Genomic DNA, 19,878 nt, shown 5'->3' with positions numbered 1-19,878 from the left:
CCGACAGACCGCGTCAACCGCGCTACGACGGCTGCGCCGCCGAGCGGGAGCAAGCTCCCTCGCCACAACGATTGCGTTTGACCACAAATTCACCCTTGCTTGAGCAACCACTTCTGCGACAACCGCTCCAGCCGTCCATCGTCCTTGATCCGCCCCAAGGCGTTGTCCAGGCTCGCCTTGAACGCAGGATTGCCCTTCTGGAACGGAATCACCAGGCTCGGCGCCGGGCTTTTTTTCTCTTCCGGCTGGAAAGACTGCGCCAGGACCAGAGGACGTTGCGCCTCATCCTTGCTTGCCAGCAATTGCGCATCCGGTTGGCTATAAGTAGCGCTGGTATCGAAACGTTCCGCCAACTCCGGGGTCATTGCTATGTGGTTGATGGCGACGTCGTACTTGCCGCTTTCCACGCCGGACAACAGATCCGCCGCATCGGTGACGACAAAATCAGGGCGTACATCGAGCTCGCCCGCGAGCATTTCGCCCAGCTCTACTTCGAAACCGGTGAGCTTGCCGTCCTCCTTGAAATTGAACGGCGCGGTGTTGGCCTCGAGGGCGATTCGCAACTCGCCACGGTCGTTGACGTCGTCGATCAGTTCCGCATGGGCCAGAGGGCTCAACAGAGGTAGCAGGCAGATCAGGCCAGGCAGGAAACGCATGGTCACTCCTAGTATTTATACAAGCGACGCTCGTTTCAGGCTCGCTTTGCTATGGTTGTTGCAGGCTTCGACAACGATTAGTCATGAAGTTGTCATGACCCGACGGATTTATGGGAAAACTGGAGTAAAAAATGAAAAGTTTTATGTCACGTGCGGCGTTGGCCGGTTTGTTGCTCGGAACTTCGATGCTGGCGACAGCGGCAACCCCGGCGCCCAAAGGTGCAGAAGTATTCATCGTTTCTCCTGAAGACGGTGCCACCGTCAGCCAAGAGTTCAAGGTCAAGTTCGGCGTCAAGAATATTGCACTTGCCCCGGCGGGCGACGTGACCAAGAACACCGGCCATCACCACCTGCTGATCGATGTCGATGATCTGCCTGCCGAGGGCACGCCGATTCCGACCGACCCCCACCACATGCATTTTGGCAAGGCGCAAACCGAAGCCACGATCAAACTGGCGCCGGGCAAACACACCTTGCAATTGATCCTGGGCGACAGCGGCCATATGCCGTTCGACCCGTCGATCATGTCCGAAAAGATCACGGTGAACGTCGAGTAACACAGCACTTAGAAGATAAATGCAGTATCCACTGTGAGAGCGAGCCTGCTCGCGAAGGCGGCATATCAGTCAACGTAAATGCGCCTGACAGACAGCTTTTGCTAGCAGGCTCGCTCCCACAGGGTTCCATTGTGTCGGACAGAAAAAACGGGAGCCCCTTCGGAGCTCCCGTTTTCATTGCAAGCCAGGCCCGCTTAGAACAGCACGCGGCAACGAATGGTGCCGTTGATGTGCTGCAACTTCTCTTGGGCCAGGTCCGAGTATTCGGCATCGACGTCGATCACGACGTAGCCGACTTTCTCGTTGGTCTGCAGGAACTGACCGGAAATGTTGATGCCGTTTTCCGCGAAGACTTTGTTGATCTCGCTCATCACACCCGGAATGTTTTCGTGGATGTGCAGCAGGCGGTGCTTGCCAGGGTGGGCCGGCAAAGCCACTTCCGGGAAGTTCACCGACGATACCGAGGTACCGTTGTCGCTGTACTTGACCAGTTTTTCAGCCACTTCCAGACCGATGTTGGCCTGGGCTTCAGCGGTGGAACCGCCGATGTGCGGGGTCAGGATCACGTTGTCCAGGCCACGCAGCGGGCTTTCGAAGATGTCATCGTTGGAGCGAGGCTCCACCGGGAACACATCGATCGCCGCGCCGATCAGGTGCTTGTCCTTGATCGCTTCGGCCAGTGCGTCGAGCTTGACCACGGTGCCGCGAGCGGCGTTGATCAGGATCCCGCCTTTCTTGATGGCGCGGATTTCCTTTTCACCGATCATCCACTGGGTGGCCGGGGTTTCCGGCACGTGCAGGGTGACGATGTCGGACATGCCCAGCAATTCGTGCAAGTCGTTGACCTGGGTCGCGTTGCCCAACGGCAGCTTGGTCACGGTGTCGTAGAAAAACACCTGCATGCCAAGGCCTTCAGCCAGTACCGACAATTGAGTACCGATCGAGCCGTAGCCGACGATACCCAGCTTCTTGCCGCGGATCTCGAAGGAATTGGCCGCGCTCTTGATCCAGCCGCCACGGTGGCAGGAAGCGTTCTTCTCGGGGATGCCGCGCAACAGCAGGATCGCCTCGGCCAGCACCAGTTCGGCAACGGAACGGGTGTTGGAATACGGCGCATTGAACACCGCGATACCGCGTTCGCGAGCCGCGTTGAGGTCCACCTGGTTGGTGCCGATGCAGAAGCAGCCGACCGCCACCAGTTTCTTGGCGTGGTCGAAGATCTCTTCAGTCAGTTGCGTACGGGAGCGAATACCGATGAAGTGAGCATCGGCGATCTTTTCCTTGAGCTGGGCTTCCGGCAGAGAACTGGTGATGTACTCGATGCTGGTGTAGCCCGCCGACTTGAGGACGTCGACAGCCGATTGGTGGACGCCTTCGAGAAGAAGGAACTTGATCTTGCTCTTATCGAGAGAAGTCTTGCTCATCTGCGTAAACCTGTGTCCCGGAGAAAAATGGCAGGGAATCGGACAGCGCATGCTGGCCCGACCGGCATGACAGCCGTCGCCGCAGAACAGCCGTTGGGCACTACGCTGCGGGGTCGGTATGCTAGCATATGCCCCCCGCAAACACCCATTCCTGCGACGTGAAGCGTTCTCAGGATGACCATGAATTGTTCGAGAGTTCTGTCGATGACCAATCCTGCCGTGATAGATGAGCTGAAGACCCTGGTTGAGCCTGGCAAAGTTTTGACCGATGCCGACTCCCTGAATGCTTACGGCAAGGATTGGACCAAGCATTACGCGCCCGCACCGATCGCCATTGTGTTTCCAAAGACCACCGAACAAGTCCAGGCCATTGTGCGCTGGGCCAACGCGCACAAAGTCGCGTTGGTGCCATCGGGCGGGCGTACCGGCCTCTCCGCCGCCGCCGTCGCGGCGAATGGCGAGGTGGTCGTGTCATTCGACTACATGAACCAGATCCTCGATGTGAACCTGACCGACCGCACCGCCGTATGCCAGCCGGGCGTGGTCACCGAACAGTTGCAGAACAAGGCTGAAGAACATGGGCTCTACTATCCGGTGGACTTCGCTTCGGCAGGTTCGAGCCAGATTGGCGGCAATATCGGCACCAATGCTGGCGGGATCAAGGTCATTCGCTACGGCATGACCCGCAACTGGGTGGCGGGCATGAAGGTCGTGACGGGCAAGGGCGACGTGCTGGAACTGAACAAGGACCTGATCAAGAACGCCACCGGCTATGACTTGCGGCAGCTGTTCATCGGCGCCGAGGGCACCCTTGGTTTCGTGGTCGAAGCCACCATGCGCCTGGACCGCGCGCCGAAAAACCTCACCGCCATGGTGCTCGGCACGCCGGACTTCGACTCGATCATGCCGGTACTGCACGCATTCCAAGGCAAGCTGGACCTGACCGCCTTTGAATTTTTCTCCGACAAGGCCCTGGCCAAGGTCCTCGACCGTGGCGACGTCCCGGCCCCGTTCGAAACCGACTGCCCTTTCTACGCCCTGTTGGAATTCGAAGCCACCACCGAAGAAGTCGCCAACCACGCCCTGGAGACTTTCGAGCACTGCGTCGAACAAGGCTGGGTACTGGACGGCGTAATGAGCCAGAGCGAAACCCAACTGCAAAACCTGTGGAAGCTGCGCGAGTACATCTCCGAGACCATTTCCCACTGGACGCCGTACAAAAACGATATTTCGGTAACCGTCTCCAAAGTCCCGGGCTTCTTGCGCGAAATCGACGCGATTGTCGGCGAACACTACCCAGACTTTGAAATAGTCTGGTTCGGCCACATCGGCGACGGCAACCTGCACCTGAACATCCTCAAGCCGGAAAACCTGAGCAAGGATGAGTTCTTCGCTAAATGCGCGACGGTGAACAAATGGGTCTTTGAAACCGTCGAGAAGTACAACGGTTCAATCTCCGCCGAACACGGCGTGGGCATGACCAAACGCGACTACCTCACGTACAGTCGCTCTGCGGTTGAAATCGAATACATGAAAGCCGTGAAGTCGGTGTTCGACCCGAACGGCATCATGAACCCAGGCAAGATTTTCGCGGTTTGATCTATAACAACACTTGATGAAATCTCAAGGCAGGAGTCGGTAATGAGCTATCAGCACCAGTATGTCGACGGTACGCGTATTCATTTCCCGGTGGGCAAAGTAGTGTGCATCGGCCGCAACTATGCCGAACACGCCAAGGAACTGGATAACCCGGTGCCCACCGAACCGCTGCTGTTCATCAAGCCAGGCAGCTGCGTGGTGCCGTTGGAAGGCGGCTTCAGCATTCCCGCCGACCGCGGCTCGGTGCACTACGAAGCGGAAATCGCCGTGCTGATCGGCAAGCCACTGTCCACCAAGCCCAGCGTTGAAGAAGTACTGGACGCCATTTCCGGCTTCGCCCCGGCCCTGGACCTGACCCTGCGGGACAAGCAGGCCGAACTAAAGGCCAAGGGGTTGCCATGGGAAGTCGCCAAGTCCTTCGACGGCGCGGCAGTGATCGCTCCCTTTGTCTCGAACGCCACGTTTGCCGACCTGACCGATATTCCCGTTCGCCTGACCATCAACGGCGAAGTCCGCCAGGACGGCAACAGCAGCCTGATGCTCAACCCCATCGTGCCGATGATCCAGTACATGGCCGGCTGCTTCTCGCTTCAGGCCGGAGACGTCATTCTCACGGGCACCCCGGCGGGCGTCGGGCCGCTGAACATTGGCGATGAACTGGTGCTGGAACTGCCTGGGGCGAGCCGCTTCGAAAGCAGCGTTCGCTAACGGCCACGCCTCCAATTTCCTGTGGGAGCATGCTTGCTCGCGATGAGGTCATCACATCCAACAGTTAGGTTGGCTGACCGTCCGCTATCGCGAGCAAGCTCGCTCCCACAGGGTTCTTGAGCAGCCTTGTCCAGCATTTACCGTTTTTTTCACATGCCATCCGGATAATTCCGGGGATTGCGGCATCTGAGCCTGCCGATCCCTCGCGCGAATTCCTGGAACGCATCCCCGATGGCCAAGACCCAAACCCTGCCCACCTCCGTCCGCCGTGCTCGCTTCGGCTTGCCCTGGTATGCCTGGCTGCTGCTGGCCGCAATCGCTGCCTATGGCCTGGCGTTCGCGATGCATTGGGATGACCGGGGCCGGCTCTGGGTATCGGAACGCTTCGAAAGCCCGGCCCAACGCCAGGAAAGCATCTGGTTGCCCGACTATCGCGCCGTGATCGACGCCAAGCCCCTGCCTGGCATGGAAAAGGACGAGGCTTCCGACGTCACCTACAACCCGCAGACCAAGACGCTGTTCGCGGTCATGGGCAAGAATCCGTTCCTGGCGGAGCTGACCCTGCAAGGCGACGTGCTGCGCAAGATGCCATTGGTGGGCTGGAACAATCCCGAAGGCGTGACCTATATGGAAAATGGCCTGCTGGCCATTACCGATGAGCGAAACCACACCCTGTCGATCGTCCAGGTCGATGCCAATACCCAAACGCTGAACAGCAAGGACTTTCCCCAATACGACCTTGGCGCGTCACAGAACCAGAACAAAGGGTTCGAGGCGATCGTCTGGGATCCGCGCAATCAACAACTGGTGCTGGGCGAAGAGCGCCCGCCAGCCTTGTTCACATGGAAAAGTGACGGCAGCCAATTGCTCAAGGGCGACAAGCAGATCCATGTCAGCGATGAACTGGACCTGCGCAACCTGTCCGCCCTGGCGATCGATCCTCGTACGGGACATATGCTGTTGCTGTCAGCCGACTCCCATCTATTGCTGGAACTGGATGCAGAAGGCGAACAGGTCAGCTTCATGACGCTGTTGGGAGGCTTCAACGGACTGAAAGATACGGTTCCCCGCGCCGAAGGCGTCACCGTCGATGAAGCGGGCAACCTATATATGGTCAGCGAGCCGAACCTGTTCTATCGTTTCGAAAAACAACGCTGATTGCGAAAACTCTGTAGGGAAATTCTTCCTTCGTTGTAGGGCGTGGCAGACGGCCATTAAGCTTCAGTTCAGACAGTCGTGGTATTTCCAACCACCTGTTCTTATCCGAGCCCACTCCCGATGCGCCGACTTGCCCGTCCAAGACCCCTGATCCTACTGTTGCTGTCGATTACCCTGATTGGATTAATCGCAGCCGGGCAATACCTGCGTCTGTTCGAGCGCGCCTGGTTCAATTTCAATACGCTCTGGCACACCCTTGGCGAGCAGGCCATTGCCCTGGACCAATACCAGGTCACGGTACAAGCTCAAGTCATCGAAGGCCTGGACGACGACGTTTCCGCGCTGACGTTCGATCCGATCCGCAAAAGCCTCTTCACCGTCACCAACAAGAATGCCGAGCTGATCGAGCTGTCACTGGAAGGCAAGATTCTGCGACGCATCGCCCTGGTCGGCTTTGGCGACCCGGAAGCGGTGGAATTCATCAGCGAGAACATCTACGTCATTACCGACGAACGTCAGCAGCGCCTGATCAAGATCCACCTGGAAGAAGACACCCGCTTCCTGGACGCGGCCGATGCCGAGCAAATGACACTCGGCGTGCACATGAGCGGCAACAAGGGTTTCGAAGGGCTGGCCTATGACTCCATCGGCAAGCGGCTGTTCGTCGCCAAGGAACGCGACCCGATGCTGATTTATGAAGTACACGGATTTCCCCACCACAATCCGGAAAAATCCTACGCTGTCCACGTAATCAACAACCCCAAGCGCGATGCAGGACTGTTCGTGCGCGATCTCTCCAGCCTGCAATACGACGAACGCAGCGGCCATCTGCTGGCGCTGTCCGATGAGTCGCGGTTGATTATCGAGTTGGATATCGATGGTCGGCCGTTAAGCACGCTGTCGTTGAGCAAGGGCCGCCACGGACTGGAGAAAACCATTCCCCAACCGGAAGGCTTGGCCATGGATGACGATGGCAATCTGTATGTGGTGAGCGAGCCGAATCTGTTCTATGTGTTCAAGAAGCCGCAGCCTTGAACCACTCCTGACCCAGCTCGCACCCACAGGGTTTGGTGTTGAATCAGCCCGGATTATTCCGCCCGCAGGGTCTTCACGCCATCAGCAGTCCCCAACAACAGCACATCCGCCGGGCGAGCGGCGAACAAGCCGTTGGTGACTACGCCAACGATGGCGTTGATCTGGCTTTCCAGTTCAACCGGATTGGTGATCTGCAGGTTATGCACGTCAAGGATGATGTTGCCGTTATCGGTCAGCACGCCTTCGCGATACACCGGATCGCCGCCCAGCTTCACCAATTGCCGGGCAACGTGGCTGCGGGCCATCGGGATGACTTCCACCGGCAGCGGGAACGCGCCGAGCACCGGGACCAGTTTGCTGGCATCGGCGATGCAGATGAACGTCTTGGCGACGGCCGCAACGATCTTCTCGCGAGTCAGGGCCGCACCGCCGCCCTTGATCAGGTTCAAGTGCGCGTCGCTTTCGTCGGCGCCGTCGATGTAGAACTCCAGGTCGCTCACGGTGTTGAGCTCGTACACTGGGATCCCGTGGCCCTTGAGGCGCGCGGCGGTGGCTTCGGAGCTGGCGACCGCGCCGTCGAACGCGCCTTTGTGCTGCGCCAAGGCGTCGATGAAGCAATTGGCGGTAGAGCCGGTGCCGACCCCGACGATGCTCTTGTCATCCAGTTTCGGGAGGATGAGGTCGACAGCGGCCTGGGCCACGGCCTGTTTGAGTTGATCCTGGGTCATGCGGGCTCCGAAGGTGCCGAGAGAGAACGAAAGGCCGGCATTATAGGCGTAGAAACCGTGCCGAGGGAGCAAGCTCGCGCTTGAGTGCGAAGCGCTCATCGCTTTTTCTGGGGCCGCTGCGCGACCCAACGGGAGCAAGCTCCCTCGCCACGGGGGTTCCTGCGCTCAAAGTGCCTTAATTCGTGTGGTCGCCCGGCCAAAAGCCGGGTTAGACTCCTTGGCCCTGCCCAACCCGCTCAGTGATGCTTTCCGATGCTTGAACAGTACGTCAAAAAGATCCTCACCTCGCGCGTTTACGACGTTGCCGTAGAAACCCCGCTGCAGACCGCCCGCCAGCTCTCCGAACGGCTGGGCAACGAGGTCTGGCTCAAGCGTGAAGACTTGCAGCCGGTGTTCTCGTTCAAGATTCGCGGGGCCTACAACAAGCTGACCCAGCTCACCGACGAAGAGCGCGCCCGTGGCGTGGTCACGGCCTCGGCGGGCAACCATGCCCAGGGCCTGGCGCTGGCCGCCAAGGTGTTGGGGGTCAAGGCCACCATCGTCATGCCCAAGACCACGCCGGAAATCAAAGTCGAGGGCGTGCGCTCCCGGGGCGGCAAAGTGGTGTTGCATGGCGATTCGTTCCCCGAGGCCCTGGCCTATTCGTTGAAACTGGTCGACGAAAAAGGCTACGTCTACATTCATCCCTATGACGATCCTCACACCATTGCCGGGCAGGGCACCGTGGCGATGGAAATCCTGCGCCAGCACCCGGGGCGCCTGGACGCGATATTCGTCCCGGTGGGCGGTGGCGGGCTGATCGCAGGCATCGCGGCCTACGTGAAATACCTGCGCCCCGAGATCAAGATCATCGGCGTCGAACCGGACGATTCGAACTGCCTGCAAGCGGCCATGGCTGCTGGCGAACGCGTGGTCCTGCCAACCGTGGGCCTGTTCGCCGATGGCGTGGCGGTGGCACAGATCGGCCAGCACACCTTCGATATCTGCAAGCACTACGTGGATGAAGTCATCACCGTCAGTACCGACGAGATCTGCGCAGCGATCAAGGATATCTACGACGATACCCGCTCGATCACCGAACCTGCCGGCGCCTTGGGTGTTGCCGGCATCAAGAAGTATGTCGAGACACGCAGCATCAGCGGCCAGACGCTGGTGGCCATCGATTCCGGCGCCAACGTCAACTTCGACCGCCTGCGCCACGTGGCCGAGCGCGCCGAACTGGGCGAAGGCCGCGAGGCGATCATCGCCGTGACCATCCCCGAGAAGCCGGGCAGCTTCAAGGCGTTCTGCGAGGCCATCGGCAAACGCCAGATCACCGAATTCAACTACCGCTACAACACCGGCAGCGAAGCGCACATCTTCGTAGGCGTGCAGACGCATCCGGAAAACGACCCGCGCAGCAAGCTGATTGCCAGCCTGACCGAGCAAGGCTTCCCGGTGCTGGACCTGACCGACAATGAACTGGCCAAGTTGCACATTCGCCACATGGTCGGCGGCCATGCCGCTCACGTCATCGACGAGGTGGTCCTGCGTTTCGAATTCCCGGAACGCCCGGGGGCGCTGTTCAACTTCCTCAATAAACTGGGCGGGCGCTGGAACATCTCGATGTTCCACTACCGCAACCATGGCGCGGCGGATGGCCGCGTGGTCGCCGGGCTGCAAGTGCCTCACGATGAGCGCCACCTGGTGCCGGCCGCCCTAGAGGAAATCGGCTATCCGTACTGGGATGAAAGCGATAACCCGGCCTATCAGCTGTTTCTCGGCTGAAGGGCTACGCTGAAGGACACCAGCCTAAGGAAACCCCATGGAAACTCTGCTGACCTTGAAAATCCTGCACGTCGCGGCCACGGTCTTGCTTCTGGCTTGCGCTGCAAGCCTAGCCGTTGTGGCCTGGCGCAAACGCAGCGAGGCACCAAGCTGCACGCTGCGGCGCCCTTGGCTGCTGGCGTGGGGCACGATGCTGGTCTGCATGCTGAGCATGCCGTTTACCGGCTGGTGGCTGGTTCATCTGGTGGGCTGGCCGCTGGGGCAAACCTGGCTGCTGGGTTCCAGCGTGATCTACACCGTGGCGGCGCTTTGCGTTTTCTGGCTGCTGGCACGGCTCAACCGCCTGCGCATGGGCAACGGTGGCGGCGGCAGGTTTACCCTGGCATTGGCGATCATCGGTGGCGTCGGCTTCCTGTCCATCGCCGCATTGATGGGTGCCAAACCGATCTAACCGACAAGGAACGTCATGAAAATCCTACTGGTGGGAGGCAGCGGCTTTATTGGACGCCACCTGCTGAGGGCGCTGCACGGCGCCGGCCACTCGATCATCGCGACCCGTCGTGAACCCGGGCCGCCGAGTTCGCCTGGGGTTGAATGGCGGCAGCTGGATCTCGGCGTATTGTCGGCCGACCCGGCACATTTCGTCCTCCCTACGGACGTTGATTTGCTGATCAACGCGGCCGGCTTGCTCAGCGTGGATGCCCAGGCGCTGAGTCTGGTCCAGGATCGTGGCGCGTGCGCGTTGTTCGAGCAGGCCGCACGCCGTGGCGTTCGCATCTTGCAGATTTCCGCACTGGGCGCGAGCGCTCAATCCGACGTGCCGTTCCTGGCAAGCAAGGGACGGGCTGACGAATATCTGTCCAGCCTCCACATCCCATCGGTTGTGCTGCGGCCTTCGTTGGTGGTGGGGCCAGGCGGCGCGAGCAGTGGCTGGATGGAGGGCCTTTCACCGTGGCCACTGATTCCCTTGCTGGATCTGACGGCGCGCATCCAACCCGTGCACATCGATGACCTGACGGGCGCGGTGCTCGCCCTGCTGCGGCAATGGCCAACCGAGTCGGTGGTGGTGCCGCTGGTGGGACCCGAGCCGATGACGCTGGCCCGGCTCATCGATCATTTGCGAGCCGCGCAGGGCTGGGCGCCGGCACGCTACATCAAGGCGCCTGCGCTGTTGACCGAAGTGGGCAGCCGGATGGGGGACCGGTTCGGCTGGCGAGCGTTGAACCGGCAAAGCGTGGCCCTGGCACAACGGGACAACCTGGCCGACCCCGAGGTGCTCGCATCAATCTGCGGATATCACGCCGCCCCCGTACAGACCCGCTTGCAGGGATGGCCCGCCGTCGCCCAGAGCAGCCTTCGGGCGATCCGCCCGTTGATGCTGGCGGTGCTCGCACTCATCTGGCTGGGAACCGCCGTGGTATGCCTCGGCCCAGGCTTCGACTGGGGCCTGCGCATCATGGCCGAAGCCGGCGTGTACGGCGCCTGGGCCAAGCTTGCGGTCGTCAGCGGCGCGCTGCTTGATGGCGCGCTGGGCGTGGGCATGCTGTTCAAACGCTGGCGCCAACAGGCATTGCGGCTGCAGTTGGGTCTGATGCTCGGCTATACGCTGTGCATCAGCTTTATCCTGCCGCACTATTGGTTCGACCCTTTTGCGGCTGTCGCCAAGAATCTGGTATTGGTAGTCGCGACGTTATGGTTGCTTTGGACTGAGCCCCGCCGATGAGCATCTACCTGCTGTTGAAAACCCTGCACATCCTGTCTTCCACCATCCTGTTCGGCCTGGGCGCGGGGTCTGCCTACTACGCGCTCCGGGCCTGGCGCAGCGGCAAGGTTGAAGTCATCGCCGTCACCTTCAAGCATCTGGTTTTCGCCGATTGGGCATTCACCGCCACCACCGCCGTATTTCAGCCACTGAGCGGACTGGCCCTGATGCACATCGCCGGCTGGCAATTGCAACAGAGCTGGTTGGTGTGGAGCATCGGCCTTTATTGCCTGGCGGGCGCCTGCTGGCTGCCAGTGGTCTGGTTGCAGATCCGCGTACACAAGATGGCCGAGCAAGCCTTGCGGGACGGCACACCCATGCCAATCAAGGCCGCCACCTACATGCGCTGGTGGTTTGCGCTGGGCTGGCCGGCGTTCCTGGCATTCATGGCGATTTTCTACCTGATGGTAGCCAAGCCCGCGTAAGCGGCCCGCAGGTGTTTGCCCGGCGGGCGGCAGTGAGATTCAGTCGCGCAGACTGATGACCGGCCAACCACGCTTCTGGGCCTCGGCCCGAAGGTTCGGGTCCGGGTCGACCGCCACCGGATGCGTCACCGCTTCCAGCAACGGCAGGTCGTTCATCGAATCGCTATAAAAGTAGCTATCGTCGAGGCAATACCCAGTCTCTTCCAGCCAACGGTTCAACCGGGTCACCTTGCCCTCGCGAAAGCAGGGAATGTCGGTGCTGCGGCCACTGTAACGGCCATCGATCATCTCGCATTCGGTGGCGATCAGGGTTTCTACCCCGAGTCGCTCGGCGATCGGCGCGGTGACGAAGCGATTGGTGGCGGTGATGATCACCAGTTTGTCGCCGGCGTCACGGTGTTTCTTCAACAGCGCGATCGCTTGGGGCAATACGATAGGTTCGATGCAGTCGCGCATGTAATCGAGGTGCCACTGTGCCAGCACTTCCATCTCGGTACGACCCAGGATTTCCAGGCAAAAATTCAGGTACGCGGCGTTGTCGAGCTTACCCGCCAGGTAGTCCTGGTAGAACTCATCGTTGCGTGCCTTGTAGCTCACGGCATCGAGGAAGCCGCGTTCGCACAGGTAATCGCCCCAGGCGTGATCGCTGTCACCGCCCAGCAGCGTGTTGTCCAAGTCGAATAAAGCCAGCCGCATTGCAGTTACTCGCTGAAATATCTGAAGAAAGGCGCCCAGAATACGTACTTTTCACAAGAGTGCACATAAGCTCGGCAGTCTCGTTGCTGCTTTCACAACCTTTGTGGAACAATGCGGCGACATGCGTTTGCGAGGTTGTTGCCGTGATCGATCCCGATGGTTTCCGTCCCAATGTGGGGATCATTCTTACGAATGATGCTGGGCAGGTGCTATGGGCACGCCGTATCAATCAAGACGCCTGGCAGTTTCCCCAGGGTGGGATCAACCCCCAGGAGACGCCGGAAGAAGCTTTGTACCGTGAGTTGAATGAAGAAGTCGGGCTGGAGCGCGAAGATGTCGAAATACTCGCCTGCACCCGAGGCTGGTTGCGCTATCGTTTGCCGCAACGCCTGGTCAGGACGCACAGCCAACCGCTGTGCATCGGCCAGAAGCAGAAATGGTTTCTCCTGCGCCTGATCTCCAATGAGCAGCGGGTGCGGATGGATTTGACCGGTAAACCGGAGTTCGATGGCTGGCGCTGGGTCAGTTATTGGTATCCGTTGGGCCAGGTGGTGACATTCAAGCGCGAGGTGTATCGACGCGCTCTCAAAGAGCTTGCCCCGCGCCTGCTGACGCGCGACTGACGACGGAGTTCGACCCCGAGCCATGCTCAATACGCTGCGCAAGATCGTCCAGGAAGTTAACGCCGCCAAGGATCTCAAGGCGGCGTTGGGCATTATTGTATTGCGCGTCAAAGAGGCCATGGGCAGCCAAGTCTGCTCGGTCTACCTGCTTGACCCCGAGACCAACCGTTTTGTGCTCATGGCCACCGAGGGCTTGAACAAGCGCTCCATCGGCAAGGTCAGCATGGCGCCCAATGAAGGCTTGGTCGGCCTGGTCGGCACGCGGGAAGAACCCCTGAACCTTGAAAACGCCGCGGACCACCCGCGCTACCGCTACTTCGCGGAAACGGGTGAAGAGCGCTATGCGTCTTTCCTCGGCGCGCCGATCATTCACCACCGCCGCGTCGTCGGCGTGTTGGTCATCCAGCAGAAAGAGCGCCGCCAGTTCGATGAGGGTGAAGAAGCCTTCCTCGTCACCATGAGCGCGCAACTGGCCGGGGTTATCGCCCATGCCGAGGCCACCGGTTCGATCAGCGGCCTTGGCCGCCAGGGCAAGGGCATCCAGGAAGCCAAGTTCGTCGGCGTGCCAGGTTCCCCGGGCGCGGCGGTGGGCACCGCAGTGGTCATGTTGCCGCCCGCCGACCTCGATGTGGTGCCTGACAAGGCCATCGCCGACATCGACGCCGAGCTCGGTTTGTTCAAGACCGCCATCGAAGGCGTGCGGGCCGACATGCGTGCCCTTTCGGCCAAGCTGGCGACGCAGTTGCGCCCCGAAGAGCGCGCGCTGTTCGACGTTTACCTGATGATGCTTGACGATGCGTCCCTGGGCAGCGAAGTCACCACGGTCATCAAGACCGGCCAATGGGCCCAGGGCGCGTTGCGCCAGGTGGTGACCGACCACGTCAATCGTTTCGAGTTGATGGACGACGCCTACCTGCGCGAGCGCGCCTCCGACGTCAAGGACCTCGGTCGGCGGTTGCTGGCTTATTTGCAGCAAGAGCGCCAGCAGACCCTGGTCTATCCCGACAACACCATCCTGGTGAGCGAGGAGTTGACCCCGGCGATGCTCGGCGAAGTGCCGGAGGGCAAGCTGGCGGGCCTGGTCTCGGTGCTCGGTTCGGGCAACTCCCACGTGGCGATCCTGGCCCGGGCGATGGGCATCCCGACGGTCATGGGCGTGGTGGACCTGCCGTACTCCAAAGTCGACGGCATCCAGATGATCGTCGACGGCTACCACGGCGAGGTCTACACCAACCCCAGCGACGTGCTGCGCAAGCAGTTCGCCGACGTGGTGGAAGAAGAAAAGCAACTGTCCCTGGGACTCGATGCGCTGAAGGACCTGCCGTGCGTGACGCTCGACGGCCACCGCATGCCGCTGTGGGTCAATACCGGCCTGCTGGCCGATGTCGCCCGGGCGCAGAAACGTGGCGCCGAGGGCGTGGGCCTGTATCGCACCGAAGTGCCGTTCATGATCAACCAGCGCTTCCCCAGCGAAAAGGAACAGCTGGCGATCTACCGCGAGCAACTGTCGGCGTTCCATCCGCAGCCGGTGACCATGCGCAGCCTGGACATTGGCGGCGACAAATCCCTGTCCTATTTCCCGATCAAGGAAGACAACCCCTTCCTCGGCTGGCGCGGCATTCGCGTGACGCTCGACCACCCGGAAATCTTCCTGGTCCAGGCGCGCGCGATGCTCAAGGCCAGCGAAGGCCTGAACAACCTGCGCATCCTGTTGCCGATGATTTCCGGCACCCATGAGCTGGAAGAAGCGCTGCACCTGATTCACCGGGCCTGGGGCGAAGTGCGCGATGAAGGCACCGACGTGCCGATGCCACCCGTCGGGGTAATGATCGAAATTCCGGCGGCGGTGTACCAGACCAAGGAACTGGCGCGGCAGGTGGACTTCCTGTCGGTAGGCTCCAACGACCTGACCCAGTATTTGCTGGCCGTGGACCGCAACAACCCTCGGGTGGCCGACCTGTACGACTACCTGCACCCGGCGGTGCTGCAGGCCCTGCAGACAGTGGTCCGTGATGCCCATGCAGAAGGCAAGCCGGTGAGCATCTGCGGCGAAATGGCCGGCGACCCGGCGGCGGCGGTGCTGCTGATGGCGATGGGCTTCGACAGCCTGTCGATGAACGCCACCAACCTGCCGAAAGTGAAGTGGATGCTGCGCCAGATCAACCTCAGCAAGGCCCAGGAACTGCTGGCGGAGCTGATGACCATCGACAATCCGCAGGTGATCCACAGCTCCTTGCAGTTGGCGCTGAAGAACCTTGGGTTGGCGCGGATGATCAATCCGGCTTCGAGCAAGACGCTCTGAGCAAGAGCACCTGTGGCGAGGGAGCTTGCTCCCGCTGGGCTACGAAGTAGCCCCCGCTTTTATTGGGCGGGCTTCGCCCACCAGCGGGAGCAAGCTCCCTCGCCACGGGTTCCTTGCTGCATTCAAACGATCAGCTCCACCTCCCCCAAATGCCCCCCATGGGGCCCGAAACTGCGCTCGACCATCTGCCGCGTTCCATCGGCATGGACGATCAGCGCCGTGCTCGCCCGCGTCCCGTAGGCCGGGCTGGCGATGAAGACACTCGACAGCAGCATTTCCGTCGCCAGCCCCACACCAGTGTCCGGCAACTCGGCCACTGGGGCCGGTTGCGGATCGCTCAACAGCGCCAGCAAGGCCTGGGGGTGCGGGTCATGCAATACCTCACTCAACGCAGCCCGGGCCTTGAGCAACTTGGGCCAAGGCGTGTTCAGCCCAGCGTTCGACAAGCCATAGACCCCTTCAGCCAACGGCTGAGGTCGGGCATCGCGTGCGTTGTAGTGCCACAGCTGCGTGCCGTCGCCAAGCAGCAGGTTGAAGCCGCCGTACTCGCCGGCACGCGGCACCACGTCGCTTAGATAATCAGCGATCGACAGATCCCCGATCAGGAACCGCGCCACCAGCTCGCCGCGAGACTTGAATGCTGGTAGCTGACCGGGGTCGCGGATGTTGGTCAGGGCCGCGAAGCGAGCACCGGCACCTACGCCAAGCCAGGTGCCGCCAGCCTCCAGGTCACGACCGGCATGGACATGGGGCGCCTCGGGCCACTGGGCCAGGGGCAAGGTCGGTCGCGCGTAGAACTCGTCGCGGTTGGCCGCGACGATCAGCGGCTGGGCGTGGCCGGGACGCCAGGCAAATACGATCAGGCACATCAGGTGGTCCTGTTAAGAATGAAGCTGAACAACACCGCTTTTGTGGCGAGGGAGCTTGCTCCCGCTGGGCTACGAAGTAGCCCTAAAAACCTCGTTGGGTGGGCGTCGCCCATCAGCGGGAGCAAGCTCCCTCGCCACAAAGGCTATTCGTCGCATCCCCACCACTCTACCCATACAGCACTGACGCATCCATCGCCTTCAGTGGAGCCCAGGCCCCTCGATCCGTTACCATGCGCTCTTATTTGCGATGGTCGAGGCAACGCTGGTGGAATTTGTGCTCTATCTGCTGCTCGGCGCCTGTGCCGGAGTGCTGGCCGGGCTGTTCGGCGTGGGGGGCGGCATGATCATCGTCCCGGTGTTGGTGTTCAGTTTTACCCTGCAGGGGTTCGATCCGCAGGTGTTGACGCACCTGGCCGTGGGCACTTCCCTGGCGTCGATCATCTTCACTTCGGTGAATGCCGTGCGCGAGCATCATCGAAAAGGGGCCGTACGCTGGCAGATCTTTACCTGGATGACCGTCGGGATCCTGATCGGTGCCGGTTTCGGCGCGATCACCGCCGAAGCGATTTCCGGTCCGCACCTGCAAAAGATCATTGGTGTGTTCGCCATGCTCGTCGCCGCGCAACTGGCCTTGGATTTCAAGCCAAAGGCCAGCCGCACGGTACCGGGCAAGGTTGGCTTGTCCCTGGCCGGTACGGTGGTCGGCTGGGCCTCGGCGATTTTTGGCATCGGTGGCGGTTCGCTGACCGTACCGTTCCTGACCTGGCGCAGCGTACCGATGCAACAAGCGGTGGCGACTTCTTCGGCCTGTGGATTGCCCATCGCCCTGGTCAGTGCGTTAAGTTTCATGATTCTGGGGTGGCAGGATCCACTGTTGCCACCCCATAGTCTCGGTTTTGTGTATTTGCCGGCGCTGCTGGGCATCGCCCTGACGAGCATGGTCTTCGCTCGCGTCGGCGCGAGATTGGCCCACCGTTTGTCGCCGCGCTTGCTCAAGCGGCTGTTCGCCGCCTTGCTGTTCAGCGTGGGCTTGAGTTTCCTGCTCTGACACAATCCTGGCTTAATCCCGAGGTGGCAGCGTCGCCCGGGAATTTTTGACGTTCATGAGGAATGCCCATGCTGCCTTACCCGCAGATCGATCCGGTGGCCCTGGCCATCGGTCCACTGAAAATCCACTGGTACGGCCTGATGTACCTGATCGGTATCGGTGGCGCCTGGCTGCTGGCGTCGCGGCGGCTCAACCGCTTCGACCCGACCTGGAACAAGGAAAAGCTCTCCGACCTGGTGTTCTGGTTGTCCATGGGGGTGATCGTCGGCGGACGCCTGGGCTACGTCCTGTTCTACGACCTGAGCGCCTATCTGGCCAACCCGACGTTGATATTCGAAGTCTGGAAGGGCGGCATGTCATTCCACGGTGGGTTCATCGGCGTGATGCTGGCGGCGCTGTGGTTTGGCAAGCGCAACAACAAATCGTTTTTCGAGCTGATGGACTTCGTCGCGCCGATGGTGCCGATCGGTCTGGGGGCCGGGCGCATCGGCAACTTCATCAATGCCGAGCTGTGGGGCAAGCCGACCGACGTACCGTGGGCGATGGTCTTCCCACCGTTCAGTGACCCGTCGCAGTTGCCGCGCCACCCGTCGCAGCTCTATCAATTCGCCCTCGAAGGCGTGGCACTCTTCCTGATTCTCTGGCTGTTTTCGCGCAAGCCGCGACCAACCATGGCGGTATCGGGCATGTTCGCGCTGTTCTATGGCATCTTTCGCTTCATCGTCGAGTTCGTCCGCGTCCCGGACGCCCAGCTCGGCTATCTGGCGTGGAACTGGCTGACCATGGGCCAGGTGCTGTGCCTGCCGATGATCATTGGCGGTCTGGCGCTGATCTGGCTGGCCTATCGTCGCGCGCCGGCTGCAGTGGCCAAGGTTTAAAAATTCGAACCCCGGGGCACGGCCTCGGGTTCAAGGACACAGGTAATCCATGAAGCAATATCTCGATCTGGTGGCCCACGTCATCAAGAACGGCACCAAGCAAGCCAACCGCACCGGCGTGAACACCATCAGCTTCCCCGGCGCCATGCTGCGCTATGACCTGAAGGAAGGCTTTCCCGCCATCACCACCCGCAAGATGGCCTTCAAGTCGGCCATCGGCGAGATGTGCGGTTTCCTCCGTGGCGTGAACAACGCCGCCGAGTTCCGCGCCCTGGGCTGCAAGGTCTGGGACCAGAACGCCAACGAAAACGCCCAATGGCTGGCCAACCCATTCCGCCAGGGCGAAGACGACCTGGGCGAGATCTACGGCGTGCAATGGCGCAAATGGCCGGCGTACAAACAGATCCCCCTGAGCAACCCGGCGGCCATCGAGCAGACGCTCGTCCAGGGTTACCGCCAGATCGCCGAGGGCGAAGAAAACGGCCAAGCCTACGTGGTGCTGTACAAAGCCATCGACCAGGTTCGCCAGTGCGTCGACACCATCATCAAGGACCCGGGCAGCCGGCGCATCCTGTTCCACGGCTGGAACTGCGCCCAGCTCGATGAAATGGCATTGCCGCCGTGCCATTTGCTCTACCAGTTCCACCCGAATGTCGAGACGAAGGAAATCTCCCTGACCCTCTACATCCGCTCCAACGACCTGGGCCTGGGCACGCCATTCAACCTCACCGAGGGCGCCGCGCTGCTGAGCCTGATCGGTCGCCTGACTGGCTACATGCCGCGCTGGTTCACCTATTTCATCGGCGATGCCCACGTCTATGAAAACCACCTGGACATGCTCAACGAACAGCTCACCCGCGAGCCGTTCCCGATGCCCAAGCTGGTGATTTCCGAGCGCGTGCCGGAATTTGCCAAGACCGGCGTGTACCAGCCGGAGTGGCTGGAACAGGTGGAGCCAAGCGATTTTTCCCTGGAAGGCTACCAGCACCATGCGCCGATGACCGCGCCGATGGCGGTCTAAAAAAAGCACCCTTCCCTGTGGAGCGAGCCTGCTCGCGATAGCGTCCTCACATTCAATATTTATGTAACTGATCCACCGCTATCGCCAGCAGGCTCGCTCCCACATTGGTTTTCCTTGCCGCTCAATGCCCATGGCTCCTGCCTACATGGGAATGCTCCACATCCGGCGCCACCGCGCCACTGACTTCCAGCCGCTGCAAAATCCCACATTGGTCCAGATCCGGCCCTTCGCCACAGCGATGGCGCAGGTCGATCAGTTGTGCCTGCAACGCCATCAGGCCATCGATGCGGGCCTTGACGTGATGGATGTGCTCGTCGATCAGTGCATTGACGCTTTCGCACTGGTCCTGGGGGCTGTCGCGCAGGGCCAGGAGGCTGCGGATTTCTTCCAGGGTCATGTCCAAGGTGCGGCAGTTGCGGATGAACGTCAGCCGCTCGGCATGGGCCTGGGTGTAGACGCGGTAATTGCCGTCGCTGCGGGCCGGCTCCGGCAACAGGCCCTCACGTTCGTAGTAGCGGATGGTTTCCACCTGGCAGCCGGTGATTTTCGCCAGTTCTCCGATTTTCATGATGCAGCCTCCGAAATAGGTGCTTGACCCTATAGTGGCTACAGGGTCTTTACT

20 protein-coding genes are annotated in these 19,878 nt (G+C 60.9%); 14 read left to right on the top strand and 6 right to left on the bottom strand.

The window, feature by feature from the left end:
• Positions 1–89: 89 nt before the first annotated feature.
• The gene (locus J3P76_RS01195; protein ID WP_434701420.1) at positions 90–656 is read right to left on the bottom strand and encodes a transporter substrate-binding domain-containing protein; all 567 of its coding nucleotides are present in this window, start codon (positions 654–656) and stop codon (positions 90–92) included.
• Between the two features lie 131 nt (positions 657–787).
• Here J3P76_RS01195 and J3P76_RS01190 point away from each other — a divergent pair, with 131 nt between their 5' ends.
• Positions 788–1,213, top strand: a complete 426-nt coding sequence (locus tag J3P76_RS01190; RefSeq protein ID WP_434701419.1) for a DUF4399 domain-containing protein — start codon at positions 788–790, stop codon at positions 1,211–1,213.
• A 194-nt stretch (positions 1,214–1,407) separates the two neighbouring features.
• Here the strand turns inward: J3P76_RS01190 and serA are convergent, their stop codons facing one another.
• On the bottom strand, positions 1,408–2,637 hold the full coding sequence (gene serA / locus J3P76_RS01185; protein ID WP_039592617.1) for a phosphoglycerate dehydrogenase: 1,230 nt from the start codon (positions 2,635–2,637) through the stop codon (positions 1,408–1,410).
• A 204-nt stretch (positions 2,638–2,841) separates the two neighbouring features.
• Here serA and J3P76_RS01180 point away from each other — a divergent pair, with 204 nt between their 5' ends.
• From J3P76_RS01180 to J3P76_RS01165, 4 genes are all read left to right on the top strand, one after another.
• Positions 2,842–4,236, top strand: a complete 1,395-nt coding sequence (locus tag J3P76_RS01180) for an FAD-binding oxidoreductase (RefSeq protein ID WP_434701417.1) — start codon at positions 2,842–2,844, stop codon at positions 4,234–4,236.
• Between the two features lie 42 nt (positions 4,237–4,278).
• Positions 4,279–4,944, top strand: coding sequence for a fumarylacetoacetate hydrolase family protein (locus J3P76_RS01175; RefSeq protein ID WP_420766458.1), 666 nt, complete (start codon positions 4,279–4,281; stop codon positions 4,942–4,944).
• Positions 4,945–5,175: 231 nt separating this feature from the next.
• Positions 5,176–6,102, top strand: coding sequence for an SdiA-regulated domain-containing protein (locus tag J3P76_RS01170; protein ID WP_434701416.1), 927 nt, complete (start codon positions 5,176–5,178; stop codon positions 6,100–6,102).
• 120 nt (positions 6,103–6,222) lie between these two features.
• The gene (locus J3P76_RS01165) at positions 6,223–7,137 is read left to right on the top strand and encodes an SdiA-regulated domain-containing protein (RefSeq protein ID WP_434701415.1); all 915 of its coding nucleotides are present in this window, start codon (positions 6,223–6,225) and stop codon (positions 7,135–7,137) included.
• Positions 7,138–7,190: 53 nt separating this feature from the next.
• Here the strand turns inward: J3P76_RS01165 and rpiA are convergent, their stop codons facing one another.
• The gene (rpiA, locus tag J3P76_RS01160; RefSeq protein WP_181290264.1) at positions 7,191–7,865 is read right to left on the bottom strand and encodes a ribose-5-phosphate isomerase RpiA; all 675 of its coding nucleotides are present in this window, start codon (positions 7,863–7,865) and stop codon (positions 7,191–7,193) included.
• Between the two features lie 252 nt (positions 7,866–8,117).
• Between rpiA and ilvA the strand changes: the two genes are divergently transcribed.
• Genes ilvA through J3P76_RS01140 form a run of 4 tightly spaced genes read left to right on the top strand, consistent with a single transcriptional unit; the run spans position 8,118 to position 11,819 of the window.
• Positions 8,118–9,632: a threonine ammonia-lyase, biosynthetic gene (ilvA, locus tag J3P76_RS01155; RefSeq protein ID WP_420766461.1), complete on the top strand. Its 1,515-nt coding sequence runs from the start codon at positions 8,118–8,120 to the stop codon at positions 9,630–9,632.
• A 37-nt stretch (positions 9,633–9,669) separates the two neighbouring features.
• Positions 9,670–10,083: a DUF2269 family protein gene (locus J3P76_RS01150; RefSeq protein ID WP_420766462.1), complete on the top strand. Its 414-nt coding sequence runs from the start codon at positions 9,670–9,672 to the stop codon at positions 10,081–10,083.
• A 15-nt stretch (positions 10,084–10,098) separates the two neighbouring features.
• Complete coding sequence (locus J3P76_RS01145) at positions 10,099–11,355, top strand: SDR family oxidoreductase (protein WP_434701414.1); 1,257 nt, start codon at positions 10,099–10,101, stop codon at positions 11,353–11,355.
• Positions 11,352–11,819 (top strand): DUF2269 family protein, encoded by a 468-nt coding sequence (locus J3P76_RS01140; protein ID WP_420766464.1) that lies wholly within the window; start codon positions 11,352–11,354, stop codon positions 11,817–11,819. Before J3P76_RS01145 ends, J3P76_RS01140 begins: the two co-directional genes overlap by 4 nt.
• A 39-nt stretch (positions 11,820–11,858) precedes the next feature.
• Here the strand turns inward: J3P76_RS01140 and J3P76_RS01135 are convergent, their stop codons facing one another.
• Positions 11,859–12,515, bottom strand: a complete 657-nt coding sequence (locus tag J3P76_RS01135; protein ID WP_420766465.1) for an HAD family hydrolase — start codon at positions 12,513–12,515, stop codon at positions 11,859–11,861.
• Between the two features lie 143 nt (positions 12,516–12,658).
• Between J3P76_RS01135 and J3P76_RS01130 the strand changes: the two genes are divergently transcribed.
• On the top strand, positions 12,659–13,138 hold the full coding sequence (locus J3P76_RS01130; protein WP_003186867.1) for an RNA pyrophosphohydrolase: 480 nt from the start codon (positions 12,659–12,661) through the stop codon (positions 13,136–13,138).
• Between the two features lie 22 nt (positions 13,139–13,160).
• Positions 13,161–15,440: a phosphoenolpyruvate--protein phosphotransferase gene (gene ptsP, locus J3P76_RS01125; protein ID WP_420766466.1), complete on the top strand. Its 2,280-nt coding sequence runs from the start codon at positions 13,161–13,163 to the stop codon at positions 15,438–15,440.
• A 122-nt stretch (positions 15,441–15,562) separates the two neighbouring features.
• Here the strand turns inward: ptsP and J3P76_RS01120 are convergent, their stop codons facing one another.
• Positions 15,563–16,309, bottom strand: coding sequence for an NRDE family protein (locus J3P76_RS01120; RefSeq protein ID WP_434701413.1), 747 nt, complete (start codon positions 16,307–16,309; stop codon positions 15,563–15,565).
• Between the two features lie 265 nt (positions 16,310–16,574).
• Here J3P76_RS01120 and J3P76_RS01115 point away from each other — a divergent pair, with 265 nt between their 5' ends.
• The 3 genes from J3P76_RS01115 to J3P76_RS01105 all read left to right on the top strand — a co-directional run bounded on the left by J3P76_RS01115 (position 16,575) and on the right by J3P76_RS01105 (position 19,256).
• Positions 16,575–17,357: a sulfite exporter TauE/SafE family protein gene (locus J3P76_RS01115; RefSeq protein ID WP_420766509.1), complete on the top strand. Its 783-nt coding sequence runs from the start codon at positions 16,575–16,577 to the stop codon at positions 17,355–17,357.
• Between the two features lie 68 nt (positions 17,358–17,425).
• Positions 17,426–18,235, top strand: a complete 810-nt coding sequence (gene lgt, locus J3P76_RS01110; RefSeq protein ID WP_434561254.1) for a prolipoprotein diacylglyceryl transferase — start codon at positions 17,426–17,428, stop codon at positions 18,233–18,235.
• A gap of 49 nt (positions 18,236–18,284) precedes the next feature.
• A complete protein-coding gene (locus J3P76_RS01105; RefSeq protein ID WP_434675719.1) occupies positions 18,285–19,256 on the top strand; it encodes a thymidylate synthase in 972 nt (323 codons plus the stop codon).
• Between the two features lie 121 nt (positions 19,257–19,377).
• Here J3P76_RS01105 and cadR read toward each other — a convergent pair whose 3' ends face one another.
• Positions 19,378–19,824 carry a Cd(II)/Pb(II)-responsive transcriptional regulator gene (gene cadR / locus J3P76_RS01100; protein ID WP_434701411.1) on the bottom strand — a complete coding sequence of 149 codons (447 nt, stop codon included), beginning with the start codon at positions 19,822–19,824 and terminating at the stop codon, positions 19,378–19,380.
• Between the last annotated feature and the right edge of the window lie 54 nt (positions 19,825–19,878).

The sequence above is a fragment of the Pseudomonas sp. D1-36 genome (assembly GCF_051132205.1).
Taxonomy (GTDB): Bacteria; Pseudomonadota; Gammaproteobacteria; order Pseudomonadales; family Pseudomonadaceae; genus Aquipseudomonas.
This window is presented reverse-complemented; position numbering and strand designations above follow the sequence as displayed.

Coding starts and splice junctions, on each gene's coding strand:
- ptsP (WP_420766466.1), top strand. CDS start 13,161: ATGCTCAATACGCTGCGCAAGATCGTCCAGGAAGTTAACGCCGCCAAG.
- J3P76_RS01180 (WP_434701417.1), top strand. CDS start 2,842: ATGACCAATCCTGCCGTGATAGATGAGCTGAAGACCCTGGTTGAGCCT.
- cadR (WP_434701411.1), bottom strand. CDS start 19,824: ATGAAAATCGGAGAACTGGCGAAAATCACCGGCTGCCAGGTGGAAACC.
- J3P76_RS01165 (WP_434701415.1), top strand. CDS start 6,223: ATGCGCCGACTTGCCCGTCCAAGACCCCTGATCCTACTGTTGCTGTCG.
- J3P76_RS01120 (WP_434701413.1), bottom strand. CDS start 16,309: ATGTGCCTGATCGTATTTGCCTGGCGTCCCGGCCACGCCCAGCCGCTG.
- J3P76_RS01195 (WP_434701420.1), bottom strand. CDS start 656: ATGCGTTTCCTGCCTGGCCTGATCTGCCTGCTACCTCTGTTGAGCCCT.
- J3P76_RS01135 (WP_420766465.1), bottom strand. CDS start 12,515: ATGCGGCTGGCTTTATTCGACTTGGACAACACGCTGCTGGGCGGTGAC.
- J3P76_RS01170 (WP_434701416.1), top strand. CDS start 5,176: ATGGCCAAGACCCAAACCCTGCCCACCTCCGTCCGCCGTGCTCGCTTC.
- lgt (WP_434561254.1), top strand. CDS start 17,426: ATGCTGCCTTACCCGCAGATCGATCCGGTGGCCCTGGCCATCGGTCCA.
- serA (WP_039592617.1), bottom strand. CDS start 2,637: ATGAGCAAGACTTCTCTCGATAAGAGCAAGATCAAGTTCCTTCTTCTC.
- J3P76_RS01190 (WP_434701419.1), top strand. CDS start 788: ATGAAAAGTTTTATGTCACGTGCGGCGTTGGCCGGTTTGTTGCTCGGA.
- ilvA (WP_420766461.1), top strand. CDS start 8,118: ATGCTTGAACAGTACGTCAAAAAGATCCTCACCTCGCGCGTTTACGAC.
- J3P76_RS01175 (WP_420766458.1), top strand. CDS start 4,279: ATGAGCTATCAGCACCAGTATGTCGACGGTACGCGTATTCATTTCCCG.
- J3P76_RS01105 (WP_434675719.1), top strand. CDS start 18,285: ATGAAGCAATATCTCGATCTGGTGGCCCACGTCATCAAGAACGGCACC.
- J3P76_RS01145 (WP_434701414.1), top strand. CDS start 10,099: ATGAAAATCCTACTGGTGGGAGGCAGCGGCTTTATTGGACGCCACCTG.
- J3P76_RS01150 (WP_420766462.1), top strand. CDS start 9,670: ATGGAAACTCTGCTGACCTTGAAAATCCTGCACGTCGCGGCCACGGTC.
- rpiA (WP_181290264.1), bottom strand. CDS start 7,865: ATGACCCAGGATCAACTCAAACAGGCCGTGGCCCAGGCCGCTGTCGAC.
- J3P76_RS01140 (WP_420766464.1), top strand. CDS start 11,352: ATGAGCATCTACCTGCTGTTGAAAACCCTGCACATCCTGTCTTCCACC.